Source organism: Aquibacillus sediminis, from assembly GCF_005870085.1.
Lineage (GTDB): Bacteria > Bacillota > Bacilli > Bacillales > Amphibacillaceae > Aquibacillus_E > Aquibacillus_E sediminis.
In genome coordinates this window covers 65,855-78,294 of record NZ_SZNM01000008.1, presented here as the reverse complement: position 1 = coordinate 78,294, position 12,440 = coordinate 65,855, and the positions used below count along the sequence as shown (strand labels likewise).

The window sequence follows — 12,440 nt, the reverse complement described above, 5'->3', positions numbered from 1 at the left end:
GGAAAAATTAAATCAGTGAGAGTGCATTCACTCACACTGAATGTTCTTCACCAACAAACATAGTTCTTTAAAACCTTACAAACACTTTATTCAAATTTTTTAAGAATTTCTTGAGCAAGCATTAATCCGATTTCTTTATGATCATTCCAAATTTTATCGTAATTTTCTAATGGTACTGGTCTTGGTCCAACTAGCGGTGAAATTTCCGGTGTAATTGCTGGTTTTTGCATCACTTCAAGAAACCAGTCTGTATACCCGCCCCCACTTGGATTAGGACCTGGATCGACTAATTGATATCCCGTTTTGTCACTAATTTTTTGTGCGATGCTTCTCGTTTTTCTTTTTAAACTTCCTGTACTTTTATATTGCCAAAACAATTCTTCACCAGAAGAATGATACGATATCGCCATTTCAAAATCGTGTTTGAGTGTGAAACGATGAATGGCTTGTGTCTCAGGTTCACTAAGCGGATGGGGACCTTTATACATGGAGGGTTGTGGCTTTCCTGGATTATCTTGAATATCTTCCCATCCAGCTGGATATTGTCGGTTTAAATCTACCCCGGATATATTTGCCTTCCATGCACTAAAATCTTTATTTCCACCGTTAATCTGTATTACTCGTTCTGGATTTTTAGCAGTTTGATATCCTTGTTGTACTAACATCACACCATCTGGATTGACCATCGGCACAAACCAAATACAACTATTGGTAAAAATTTGTTGAGGATCATAATCACCGATAGTCGAGTTTTGCACATAGGCTTGACAATACACATCAATCATCTGCATTAGAACACTTGTTGTTAACCACTCTCTTGCATGATGAGCGCCATTCATAAAAATTTCGCGGTTCCCATTTCCTAGCTTTAACGCATAAATTGAGCGCCCATCAACTGACTTACCAATTGTTTCAACATTGATCAAACTTGGGTACCCTTGTTGTAATAGTTCGATATCTTGTTGCATTTGTGTATAAGAATATACCTGCTTTGGATTAACAATAGCTTTCATGACCATCACCTTCCCATTTCTCTACCATATATATGCGAAGTCAAAATAATTATATAACATTGTGATCCATGAAAACCTCCAATCAGTGGGTGGTTCTTTCCCTCACACTGATTGTTAGTACCGCAAGAAGAAACCTGGGCCCCCTCACTTATCTACTATGGTTTTACCTTGTAGAATGTAAGTCGGAGTCTTGCGGACGGTTACACCAGGATAAAATAAAAGCATTTCGAAGAACACGTTAAAAATTCACAATGGTTCCTTTTCTGTTCCACCTTTGATATAGTATGAAAAGTGACTGTATAACATCATGTAAGGGAAGTGTACACATGAAGCTAATTCGTGCAGGAATTCATTTCTATATCATCGGCATTCTTATTCTGTCGCTGGGAATTTCATTAACCATTATATCTCAACTAGGTGCATCTCCCTATGATGCCTTATTAGTTGGTTTACATCGGACATTTGGGCTTACAATTGGAAGTTGGGAAGTTGTTGTTGGTTTAACAATGGTATTAGGTAATGCGGTCGTATCGAAAGCAAAACCAGAATATGTTGCACTATTAACTTCTTTAATTACTGGAGTCGGTATTGATTTTTGGTTATTTGTACTAGACGGTTGGATTATCCTCCATTCTTGGGTTGGACAATCGGTTAGTTTGGGATTAGGAATTGTATTCACTGGCATTGGCATCGCAACCTATTTACAATCATCAATTGCTCCTAACCCATTAGACAGTTCGATGGTTGTTCTATCAGATTTAACTGGATGGAGTTTCACATATTCTCGAGCACTTATTAGTATTATTCTTGTGGTCATCGCATTCTTTTTTGATGGAGCAATCGGGATCGGCACATTGATTAATGGTTTAGTAACTGGTGTACTAATCAAGACATTTATACCATATATAAAATTAATTACAAACACTTTTTCAAAACAAAAAAAGCAGCTAGCATCCTAAGTAAAAAGGGATCAGATTCTTCAAATCTGATCCCTTATCTTCACACATTAAACCTCTCTATTAGTCGGTTTAACTGTTCAGCATTATCTGCAAGTTCATCCGAACTACTGGCCACTTCTTCCATTGAACTATGTGTTTGTTCAATCGATGCTGATGTTTGTTGGATTCCAGCTGCTGACTGTTCATAAACAGCTGCAATCTCTTCAATCGATTTATTGATTGAATCACTATTTTGTTCCATTTTTATTAAATAATTGGATATTGTTTGCACTCCATTTGCCATTTCCGTCATTGATAAACGTATTTTTTCAAATGTTTCACCAGTTGTTATCATTTGTTCCGTGCCTTTTTCCACTTCTTGATAACCACCTTTTAGTGAAGTACTAACAATACTTGACTCATTTTGAATACGATTGACAATTTGAGTAATGTCTGCAACCGAATCCGCAACTTGTTCTGCAAGCTTCCGAACTTCATCTGCAACAACTGCAAATCCTTTTCCATGTTCACCTGCCCGTGCAGCCTCAATCGCAGCGTTAAGCGCTAACAAATTCGTTTGATCCGCAATATCTTTAATGACAGAAACAAGCTTGGTAATTTCTTGTGATTGACGATCCAAACCGTTCACCTTTTCTACACCTTCTTGAACAATTTGGTCAATCTTTTCCATTTGTTTAACCGATTCTTTCATTAATTGGCTACCAGAATTTGTTAACTGTAAAACATCCTCAGAATATCGATAAACTCGTTCCCCAGTTTGATTTGCATCTGTTACCTTTTCACCAAAATTAGCCATGGTGTGAGCAAGTTCGCTTGTCGTATTTGCTTGTGATTCAGTACCTGATGACAACTCTTGCATAGTTGATGCGATTTGATTACTTCCCTCTGTTACTTGATTTGCTGATTGTGTTAATTCTTCACTTTTTTCTGATACAGCCTCTGAAACATCATTGATTTCGGACAACAACCTTTGCACATTTTCGTTCATTTGATTGGTTGCATACACTAACTCTCCTACTTCATCATCCCCTTTATAAGTAAGCGCTTTACTTTTCAAATCTCCTTTAGCAATTACATTCATCCGTTCTTTCACTTGTGCAATCGGCTTTGTGATCACAGAAGAAACATATAAAGCAATCACGACACCAGCAATTAAAACAAGAGTAGATAGGATAATACCAACAACAATAGAAGAGTTACTATTCGCTAACAAATCATTACCAGACTCGATAATTAAATCTTCACGATTAGAAACTAACTCTTTAAACCCTGCCTTTAATTCATCAGCAACTGGCTTAACAACTTGGGCAAGATTTCCTTCTGCTAAACCAACTCTGTCTTGGTCATATGGCTCAAACACCATTTCCTGTACATCTTTTTCCCACTCGTGACTTTTATTCACTAGTTCTTGGAGCTGAGAATCGTTACTCAATGCCAGCGCCTCTTGCTCTAGTTGTCTACTTTCGTCTGTTAATAGTTGAAATTGCTGTTTGTATTCTTCGTTCCCTTGTAATACATACCCACGAACAGCACTAATACGTTCAGAAATATTAAATCCCAACTGCTCATCTGCTAAAAGCAGTGGTATCTCCTTTTCTACGATTTCTGCTGTTTGTTGGTTAGTATGTGAGGACATAAAAAAATTGAATATCCCATAAGCTAACGTTAAAAATACAACTACTAAGAAACCAAACAAGATTTTTGTACGTAATGTTTTCACCTTAAAAAACTTACCCATCCCAACCACACTCCTATTTGTAAGGTTTAATCTGGATGGATAATAAAAATTCAAGTTTATGTATGTTGGTTTATGCTTCACAAGAATGAATCCTCATTATCCACCTTGCTTATCACAGTTATACTTTCCAGCACAAAAATGGATTTTTATATTACCTCCCAACTCCAAAAAACGATCAACCGACGCTAAGGCATTCCTTTTAAACAAATAGTACTTATGAATTAGATATTGTTAGTTTAATAGTAAAATTCTCTTACACAAAAGTCAACTATGGACAGGGCCTTATCCCACAAAAAAACTACCTTTCAAAAATGAAAGGTAGTTTTTAGTTATTGTACTTTTTCAGCCATTTCTTTTACCATTTCGGAAACGGATAGTAATCCTCCACCTGAAAGGTACCAGTAATCAGGATTTAAATAAATAATATTATCATTTTGGTAGGCTTTTGTTTTTTGAACCAATGGATTATCAAGTGCTTGTTCTGCTGAAGACTCTCCACCTACTACTGCATTACGATCGACAACAAATAAGTAATCTGGATCCTTCTCTGAAATATATTCAAACGAAATGTTTTGCCCGTGTGTGGATGCTTCAATTGTATCATCAACAGGGTTAATACCAAACTCATCATGAATAATACCAAATCTTGAACCAGGACCATATGCGTTAATACCACCATCGTTTGTTAAAATAACTAACCCATTTTTATCTTCAGCTGTTATTTGTTCATTCAACTCTTCAATGGACGCTTCTACTTCAGCTAGTTCTGCTTCTACCTCCTCTTCTTTCCCAAAAATTTGACCTAGAATTTCAGCATTTTCTTTGTATGATTCCATATACCTTGTTGTATCTATACCAGAATAAATGGTAGGTGCTAACTCACTTAATTCTTCATAAGATTCCTGTTGTCTACCTGAAATGATAATAAGATCAGGATCAATCTCACTTAATTTTTCAAAATCAGGCTCTTTTATGCCACCTGCGTTTTCATAGTTTGCATCTTCATATTTAGCAAGATAGGATGGTAAACTATCTTGTGGTACCGCAGCTATTTCAATTCCTAATTGATCTAATGAATCTAATGTACCGTAGTCAAAGACGACAACTTTTTCTGGATTTAGTGGCACTGGTGTTTCTCCTAATTCGTGTGTTACCGTAATGGTTTCTTCTGGCTCAGCTGTTGTTGCTTCCCCGCTATTATTGCCACATGCAGCGGTAAATAGGATTAATGCAAAAAGTGAAGCTATAAGTAAATATTTTTTATACATTTTGAATCACCTCGTGAATTTATTTATTTTTTTATAAACTTCAAGCAACCAGAACTTGGAATGCTCTTCAGGATACCAACATTATACCCTTTTGGATAGTTATTCTTATAAAGGGCCCACTATCCACCTGAGTTTTCATCTTGGATACCTCGAGACTTTATCACTTGAAGGTTAAAAACAACATTATGAGAAATACAAACAAATATTACATTGGTCAATCTCGTGGATTTGAATATCCATATCATATACTTGTTTTAACACATCTTTTTTAATAATCTCGTTTTTAGGTCCTTTCTTGACTACTTTTCCATCCCTTAACGCGACAATATAATCGGAATAGACAGAGGCAAAATTTATATCATGAATGACAATCACAACCGTTTTGCCTAATTCATTCACTAACCGTTTTAATACTTTCATAATTTGAACGGAATGTTTCATATCGAGATTGTTTAATGGTTCATCGAGCAAAATATACTCTGTATCTTGGGCAATCACCATCGCTATATAAGCCCGTTGACGTTGCCCACCACTTAATTGATCAAGGTATTTATTTTGAATATCTTCTAATTCCATATATGCAATTGCTTCATCGACAAATTGAATATCCTCTTTCTTTAACCTTCCTTGCGAATACGGAAAGCGACCGAAATTAACGAGTTCTCTGACGGTTAAACGAATATTAATATGATTGGATTGCTTTAAAATAGAAATCTTTTTGGCAAGCTCCTTGCTCTTCACCTTGTTTACTTCTTGCTGATCAAGTAATATTTCCCCTTCATCTTGAACAATCAACCGACTAACCATGGATAATAACGTACTTTTACCAGCACCATTTGGACCGATAAAGGAAGTGATTTGTCCTTTAGGAATTTCCACGGAAACGTTATCCACTACATTCTGATTTCCATATTGTTTGGACACTTCGTTAACAACTACCATGATTTATTCTCCTTTAACAAAAGATATATGAAATAGACGCCACCAATGAAGTTAATGATGACACTGATCGTTGTAGAGAAGGTAAATACTCGTTCAACGATGAATTGCCCACCAACCAATGCCACAACACTTATTAACACGGAACCAGTAATAAGATAGCTGTGTTTATACGTTTTTAAGAACTCATGTGCTACATTGGCCACCAATAACCCTAAGAATGTAATTGGACCAACTAATGCGGTTGCGACAGAGATTAAAATAGCAACAACAATTAAAATACGTTTTACTACATAATCGTAATCCACCCCCAGATTAATCGCTTGTTCCTTCCCTAAAGACAACACATCTAAATATTTAATAAACTTCCAAAAGTACACGGTTACGATTAAGACGACGATAAATGCAACCAGTAATAAATCGGTATTAACATTGTTGAAGCTTGCAAACATACTATTTTGAATGATCATAAATTCATTCGGATCAATTAACACTTGCATAAAGGTGGAAATACTTTCAAAAAAAGTACCTAGTATCAAACCGATTAATAATAGAAAGTATATATTTTGACTTCGTTTGAAAAGCACCTTATATAAGAGAATAGCAAATACAATCATTAACCCTACACTTATAAAAAAGTTAAAATAAATATTTAAAACCGCAAAACTACCAGATCCAAATATAAAAATGATAAATGTTTGGATTAATAGATAAAGTGAATCCAATCCTATAATACTAGGCGTTAGGATCCGGTTATTCGTAATCGTTTGAAAGATAATTGTCGAAAATGCAATAACAGCACCAGTTAAAGCAATCGATAAAATTTTCGTTACCCTTCTCGGTAATACATAATCCCAATTACTACCGAGGTCAATGAATAAAAATAGCAAAATTAGGACTGCCGCCAACAAGAATAAGATGATTAATTTTAATTTATTACTCATATGCTGTTCTCCTCATGACTAAGTACAGAAAGATTCCACTACCAATAACTCCAACTGTTACCCCGATAGCAATTTCATAAGGATAGATGATGATACGCCCTAAAATATCACAAGCAAGTACAAAAATGGCACCTAACAATGCGGTATGTGACAAACTTTTCTTTAAATTATCTCCTTGATACATGGTGACAATATTTGGAATAATTAATCCCAAAAATGGAATCATTCCCACTGTTACAATAACAATAGTAGACACTAGGGCTACAATAAACAATCCAATGTTAACGGCTTGTTTATGATTAAGTCCTAAGTTTTTTGAGAATTCCTCCCCCATCCCAGCGATGGTAAAGCGATCCGCATAAAAATAAGCAATGATCACAAGCGGAATACTTATGTACATAATTTCATATCTGCCTTGTAAAATTAAAGCAAAATTTCCCTGTAACCAGGATGACATGTTTTGAATTAAATCATTTTGATAAGCAAAAAAGGTCGTAATCGAACCTACGATATTACCAAACATCAACCCTACTAATGGAATAAAAATAGCATCTTTGAACTTAATCTTATCTAGTATTTTCATAAAAATGAATGTTCCCAGTAATGCAAACACAAAAGCAACAAGCATTTTTTGTAATGGTGTTGCAGATGAAAAGAGCATTAAAGAAACTAATATACCAAATCTTGCTGAATCCATTGTTCCTGCTGTCGTTGGGGACACAAATTTGTTTCTACTTAATTGTTGCATGATCAAACCACAAATACTTAACCCCATACCTGCGATAATAATACTTATTAAACGCGGTAATCGACTAACAAGTAGGATTTGTTTTTGATCATCGTTTAGATGGAAGATATCAAATGGTGAGACGTTGCTTACCCCTATAAAAACCGAGGTAACACTTAAAACGATTAAAATTATAACTAAGTATCTCTTTTTCATTTCAATTCCTACTCTTCTGTTTGGATTACGTTTAGATAAACCATAAATAATAATGAGATTCATTATCAATTAGCTAATTCTATACTATCATGATATTATTTTCTGTCAATAAATATTCGAAAAAATTAGTTAGTTTAAGATAGTAAACTAACTAATAATATACGTTGAGAATGTTTCCTATCAACAGTAGTTAGGTTATAATAGAATACGTTTAACCACGAAAAAAGAGGTGGAAGAAATGATTGTTGTCATAGATAACTATGATTCATTCACATATAATTTAGTCCAGTATTTTAAAATGTTAGATAATAGTGTATTCGTTTATCAAAATAATCAAGTAACAATCGAGAAACTAAATGTGCTAAAGCCATCCTTGATCGTACTATCCCCTGGACCTGGAACTCCTGCTGAATCTGGTGTATGTAAGGATGTCGTGGAACATTTTAAGGAAGACATTCCTATTTTAGGTGTATGTCTTGGACATCAACTTATCGTTACCTATTTTGGTGGCATCATTCGGAAAGGGAAACAACCCATGCACGGAAAAGTTTCAAAAGTGGTACACAATCAGCTTGGTGTTTATGAAAACATCCCCTCACCAACACAAGTAACGCGCTACCATTCATTGATTGCCGACGAAGAAAATTTGCCAAACGAACTAATTGTAAATGCACGCAGTGAAGATGGAACAATTATGGGCGTTGTGCATCAAACCTTGCCGATAACTGGCATTCAATTTCATCCTGAATCGATTTTAACGACAGATGGTTTTACAATGCTAAAAAATTGTTATACACAAGCGATTGCATGGAAAAAACAACAAAAGGATTGGGAGTTATTACATGAATCCGTACCTTCTATTTGAATTTGAAAATAATGACAAACAACCATTTCAATTCACAAACCCAATTGAAATCTTACAAGCTACTGAGATAACGGAAATAGGGTATGTTTTCCAACAAGTGGAAAAGGCACTTTCACAAGGATATTACGTTGCAGGATATGTATCCTATGAGGCTGCCCCAGCATTTAACGCAAACTACAAGGTGCACAACAACCCGAACCTTCCTCTCGTTTGGTTTGGGGTCTTTTCACAACCTACATTCGTTGAAACAATACCAGTTAATTCTACGCAAGATTATCATGTATCCGACTGGTCCCTTACTTCGACCTTTGAACACTATTACACTGGAATACAAACGATCAAACAAGCAATTGAAGATGGGAATACGTATCAAGTGAACTATACCACTCGATTAGAAGCTCAATTTAGTGGGAATGATCAAGCTTTTTATCAACAATTAACCAGAAACCAAGAAGCTTCCTATAGCGCTTATTTAAATATTGGCAACTACCGGATCCTGTCGGCTTCACCGGAATTATTTTTCAAAGTAAAAAATCAGAAGATAACGACTAAACCAATGAAAGGAACAGCTAAACGAGGACGTTTCATATCTGAAGACGAAGCCCTTAAGGAACATTTAAGCCAATCTGAAAAAGAACAAGCAGAAAATTTAATGATCGTTGACCTTCTCCGAAACGATATCGGAAAGATTGCAAAACCAGGATCTGTTCATGTAACAAAACTTTTTGAAATCGAAAGTTATCCAACGGTCCATCAAATGACATCAACAGTTGAAGCCGAGCTAGAGGACAACAAGACAGTTTTTGAGTGGTTTCAAGCATTATTTCCATGTGGATCAATTACAGGTGCTCCAAAAATACGAACAATGGATTACATCGCCGAACTCGAACAAACACCGCGGGATGTTTATTGTGGAGCAATTGGTTTTATTAGCCCTGAACGAGAAGCAATATTTAATGTGCCAATTCGTACAGTCGTTCTTGATTCTGAAACAGGAATTGCTACTTATGGCGTTGGTGGAGGGGTCACGTGGGATTCAACACTAGAAGGCGAATATGATGAATTGCATACAAAAGCGCGATTATTGACTACAAACAGACCAAGTTTTCAGTTACTTGAATCTCTAAAGTTAGATAATGGTAACTATCCGCTTTTACATTATCATATCGATCGCTTAACGAAATCAGCCAATCATTTTAATTTCAAACTTGAACCACAATGTGTTGAAGAAAGTTTACTGGGGCTTGCATCTCGTTATAGCCAAGGAGAATTTAAAGTTAGGTTATTGGTTGATAAAGATGGAAACCTATTATTGGAAGAAACACCTCTTGCCTCAATCGCAACACCTGTAACATGTAACGTAGCCAAAGATCCTGTTCATATCCATGATCCATTTTTATACCATAAAACAACGAATCGAGCTATTTACCAACAACATCAATCAAACCAGCATAAAGATGCTTTTTCTGTTTTATTATGGAATGAAGATGAAGAATTGACGGAATTCACTATCGGAAACCTCGTTGTTGAAAAAAACGGTAAGTATTTCACTCCACCTATCCAAAGTGGTTTACTTGCCGGTACGTTTAGGCAATATTTATTAGATACAAATCAAATTGAAGAAAAAGTAATTCATAAGGACGAGCTATCACTTTTTGACAACGTATGGTTTATAAATAGTGTTCGCGGGTGGTTACCAGTTGAAATTGATTAAAAGAAGGAGGCTATCGAGAAGCCTCCTTCTTTTATGATCGCTGTTGGTTTTGAATTTGTTGTTGCCCCATTCTTACCAACTCTTTCACCATATTGCCCCCCATTTGTCCGCCAACTTTTCCAGCATCTTTCGCTTGGATATTTCCATTATAGCCTTTATTTAAGGTGACACCTTGTTCTTTAGCTATTTCATATTTGGCATTATTTGGGTGGTTTGTATTGGCTATCCTTGCTTTTAATTCATCTAATCCTTGCCGAGCTTCTGGTACGAGGATTTTATTTCTTCTAGCCATGTTTTACTTGTATCCTTTTCTTGGAATATCTTCTCCATGTTTACTGTTCAATGCTCCATTTTCTTTCACATCATCAATTTTGCCATCAATGGTACCTTCCATATAATCATCAGATACTTGTTCATGAGTGATTGCCAATCCTTGATCTGTTTGATCATCGCTATTGTAATAAGACGGATCATACATTTTTTCCGCTACTTTCTCAGCATTTTGAGCTTGTTTACGTTTATCCTTTGCCATGTTGAACCCTCCTTCTTCTCTAGTTTTTGCGAATATTCCCTATTTATGAATCATAGCTTTTCCTTGATTATTGACAAGTCTTCCAGTAATTGCTGCATCTCTTCTTTTTTTAAAAGTAAAGGAATCTGATCATTTAAGGTGATGGTGTAAGTATCTTCCTGTTTCGATTGTGTTAATAAATGATTGTAAAGTTGTTGAATATTTGCTTCAGAAAGATTGGATTGTGTTTGCAAATGTTTGACACTCGTCAAATAAAAGGAATGATCCGTTTCATTAAGCTCACCTGAAAATATATTACCTTGAAACTCCTCCATCTTAAGAACTCCTTTAGCTACAGTAATCGTTTTAGTTAGTATGCTACTTATATACTAAATCATACTGAAGATAATGAGTTTAACGTAACAATTCTTGGACTATTGTGAGCATAAGTTGTATTATGCGACATAATATTACAGCTTCCTCTAAAGAAAGAGTGCTAAAAGTCGCCGCTGCGGAAATACACTACGCTTTCCTGTGGGGGACTGGTGAGCCTCCTCGTTCGTACCTCACTGCGGGGTCTCACCGATGCCACTAGTCCCACGGGAGTCTCCGTGTATTTCCTCCGCTGTTTGTAGTACTTTGAAGCTTTATAGTACATTGCTTATAACAAATCATAAAATGTGCTTTTTATGTTGGCATGTTGTAACACAATCTTGCGTTAGATCCGTTATTTGTTAATTTTATAAAGTATTTCATCTATAACTAATCAGAAAACTTATACCAGCGAAGGCAGAATACGTAGACTCCTATGGGAACAGCACGAGCCGAAGATCCACTTGGTAAAGCGCTTTTCTTTACCAAGTTAGCTGAGGCCGTGCCCATGGAAAGCGTAGTATTCTGCCGTAGCGAGAATACAACACTCGTTTCAATCAGAGCGAAAGAAAGCCACGTTATGTCACAAAATACAGCATATACGACCTAAAACCATAGCTTAGAAGAGAGCATTTTATATAATGCCTCTATGGTACTAATTCAAATCATGGATTCATCCCTTTATATCTGATAAAATCGGCATTAAGCAAGAGAAAAGGAGATGATCCATATGAATCCATATGAACAATACATGAAAGAAGTTTCACAACCAATGCGTGATGAATTAACAAATGCAGGTTTCTCCGAGCTAACAACGCCTGAAGAGGTAAATGAATTTGTTTCAACATCAAAAGGTTCTTCCTTAGTTGTTGTTAATTCTGTTTGTGGATGTGCTGCCGGATTAGCACGACCTGCAGTAAGAGAAGCTTTGGAACATGATAAAAAACCTGAGCAACTTGTAACTGTTTTTGCTGGACAAGATCGCGAAGCAACAGCACAAATGAGAGAATATTTTGAAGGAATTGAACCGTCTTCTCCTTCGATTGCGTTAATGAAAGATGGACAGGTAGTACATTTTGTCCCACGAGAAGAGATTGAAGGCCATGAGATGGAAGAGATTGTAAATAATTTAACTACTGCGTTTAATCAATATTGCTAATACAAATGCGCCTGG

At 35.9% G+C, this 12,440-nt stretch carries 13 protein-coding genes; 4 read left to right on the top strand and 9 right to left on the bottom strand.

The features are described 5' to 3' along the window. Positions 1-86 precede the first annotated feature (86 nt). Complete coding sequence (locus FCI53_RS10205; RefSeq protein WP_171038135.1) at positions 87-1,013, bottom strand: M14 family metallopeptidase; 927 nt, start codon at positions 1,011-1,013, stop codon at positions 87-89. Positions 1,014-1,339: 326 nt separating this feature from the next. Between FCI53_RS10205 and FCI53_RS10200 the strand changes: the two genes are divergently transcribed. Continuing rightward, positions 1,340-1,972 (top strand): YczE/YyaS/YitT family protein, encoded by a 633-nt coding sequence (locus FCI53_RS10200; protein WP_138418465.1) that lies wholly within the window; start codon positions 1,340-1,342, stop codon positions 1,970-1,972. Positions 1,973-2,012: 40 nt separating this feature from the next. Here the strand turns inward: FCI53_RS10200 and FCI53_RS10195 are convergent, their stop codons facing one another. From FCI53_RS10195 to FCI53_RS10175, 5 genes are all read right to left on the bottom strand, one after another. Further along, the gene (locus FCI53_RS10195; RefSeq protein ID WP_138418463.1) at positions 2,013-3,710 is read right to left on the bottom strand and encodes a methyl-accepting chemotaxis protein; all 1,698 of its coding nucleotides are present in this window, start codon (positions 3,708-3,710) and stop codon (positions 2,013-2,015) included. A 329-nt stretch (positions 3,711-4,039) separates the two neighbouring features. After that, positions 4,040-4,978: a siderophore ABC transporter substrate-binding protein gene (locus FCI53_RS10190; RefSeq protein WP_138418461.1), complete on the bottom strand. Its 939-nt coding sequence runs from the start codon at positions 4,976-4,978 to the stop codon at positions 4,040-4,042. Between the two features lie 183 nt (positions 4,979-5,161). Further along, the gene (locus FCI53_RS10185) at positions 5,162-5,920 is read right to left on the bottom strand and encodes an iron ABC transporter ATP-binding protein (RefSeq protein WP_138418459.1); all 759 of its coding nucleotides are present in this window, start codon (positions 5,918-5,920) and stop codon (positions 5,162-5,164) included. Beyond that, positions 5,914-6,861, bottom strand: coding sequence for an iron chelate uptake ABC transporter family permease subunit (locus FCI53_RS10180; protein ID WP_138418457.1), 948 nt, complete (start codon positions 6,859-6,861; stop codon positions 5,914-5,916). Before FCI53_RS10180 ends, FCI53_RS10185 begins: the two co-directional genes overlap by 7 nt. Next, a complete protein-coding gene (locus FCI53_RS10175; protein ID WP_138418455.1) occupies positions 6,854-7,804 on the bottom strand; it encodes an ABC transporter permease in 951 nt (316 codons plus the stop codon). The genes FCI53_RS10180 and FCI53_RS10175 overlap by 8 nt, the downstream gene beginning before the upstream one ends. Positions 7,805-8,042: 238 nt before the next feature. On the opposite strand from FCI53_RS10175, the gene FCI53_RS10170 reads away from it, so the two are divergent. Both FCI53_RS10170 and pabB read left to right on the top strand, forming a co-directional pair. Beyond that, a complete protein-coding gene (locus tag FCI53_RS10170; protein ID WP_138418452.1) occupies positions 8,043-8,669 on the top strand; it encodes an anthranilate synthase component II in 627 nt (208 codons plus the stop codon). Beyond that, a complete protein-coding gene (gene pabB / locus FCI53_RS10165; RefSeq protein WP_138418450.1) occupies positions 8,647-10,383 on the top strand; it encodes an aminodeoxychorismate synthase component I in 1,737 nt (578 codons plus the stop codon). Before FCI53_RS10170 ends, pabB begins: the two co-directional genes overlap by 23 nt. Positions 10,384-10,414: 31 nt before the next feature. Here the strand turns inward: pabB and FCI53_RS10160 are convergent, their stop codons facing one another. Genes FCI53_RS10160 through FCI53_RS10150 form a run of 3 tightly spaced genes read right to left on the bottom strand, consistent with a single transcriptional unit; the run spans position 10,415 to position 11,229 of the window. Further along, entirely contained in the window at positions 10,415-10,675 is a 261-nt protein-coding gene (locus FCI53_RS10160) for an alpha/beta-type small acid-soluble spore protein (protein ID WP_138418448.1), read from the bottom strand. Between the two features lie 3 nt (positions 10,676-10,678). Continuing rightward, positions 10,679-10,915 carry a YozQ family protein gene (locus FCI53_RS10155; protein ID WP_138418446.1) on the bottom strand — a complete coding sequence of 79 codons (237 nt, stop codon included), beginning with the start codon at positions 10,913-10,915 and terminating at the stop codon, positions 10,679-10,681. A gap of 50 nt (positions 10,916-10,965) precedes the next feature. After that, positions 10,966-11,229 (bottom strand): hypothetical protein, encoded by a 264-nt coding sequence (locus FCI53_RS10150; RefSeq protein WP_138418444.1) that lies wholly within the window; start codon positions 11,227-11,229, stop codon positions 10,966-10,968. Positions 11,230-11,996: 767 nt separating this feature from the next. Here FCI53_RS10150 and FCI53_RS10145 point away from each other — a divergent pair. Continuing rightward, positions 11,997-12,425 (top strand): BrxA/BrxB family bacilliredoxin, encoded by a 429-nt coding sequence (locus FCI53_RS10145; RefSeq protein ID WP_138418442.1) that lies wholly within the window; start codon positions 11,997-11,999, stop codon positions 12,423-12,425. Positions 12,426-12,440 lie beyond the last annotated feature (15 nt).

Bases quoted from the DNA above. Each gene is read 5' to 3' on its own strand.
- FCI53_RS10205 (WP_171038135.1), bottom strand. From the start codon at position 1,013: ATGAAAGCTATTGTTAATCCAAAGCAGGTATATTCTTATACACAAATG.
- FCI53_RS10200 (WP_138418465.1), top strand. From the start codon at position 1,340: ATGAAGCTAATTCGTGCAGGAATTCATTTCTATATCATCGGCATTCTT.
- FCI53_RS10195 (WP_138418463.1), bottom strand. From the start codon at position 3,710: ATGGGTAAGTTTTTTAAGGTGAAAACATTACGTACAAAAATCTTGTTT.
- FCI53_RS10190 (WP_138418461.1), bottom strand. From the start codon at position 4,978: ATGTATAAAAAATATTTACTTATAGCTTCACTTTTTGCATTAATCCTA.
- FCI53_RS10185 (WP_138418459.1), bottom strand. From the start codon at position 5,920: ATGGTAGTTGTTAACGAAGTGTCCAAACAATATGGAAATCAGAATGTA.
- FCI53_RS10180 (WP_138418457.1), bottom strand. From the start codon at position 6,861: ATGAGTAATAAATTAAAATTAATCATCTTATTCTTGTTGGCGGCAGTC.
- FCI53_RS10175 (WP_138418455.1), bottom strand. From the start codon at position 7,804: ATGAAAAAGAGATACTTAGTTATAATTTTAATCGTTTTAAGTGTTACC.
- FCI53_RS10170 (WP_138418452.1), top strand. From the start codon at position 8,043: ATGATTGTTGTCATAGATAACTATGATTCATTCACATATAATTTAGTC.
- pabB (WP_138418450.1), top strand. From the start codon at position 8,647: ATGAATCCGTACCTTCTATTTGAATTTGAAAATAATGACAAACAACCA.
- FCI53_RS10160 (WP_138418448.1), bottom strand. From the start codon at position 10,675: ATGGCTAGAAGAAATAAAATCCTCGTACCAGAAGCTCGGCAAGGATTA.
- FCI53_RS10155 (WP_138418446.1), bottom strand. From the start codon at position 10,915: ATGGCAAAGGATAAACGTAAACAAGCTCAAAATGCTGAGAAAGTAGCG.
- FCI53_RS10150 (WP_138418444.1), bottom strand. From the start codon at position 11,229: ATGGAGGAGTTTCAAGGTAATATATTTTCAGGTGAGCTTAATGAAACG.
- FCI53_RS10145 (WP_138418442.1), top strand. From the start codon at position 11,997: ATGAATCCATATGAACAATACATGAAAGAAGTTTCACAACCAATGCGT.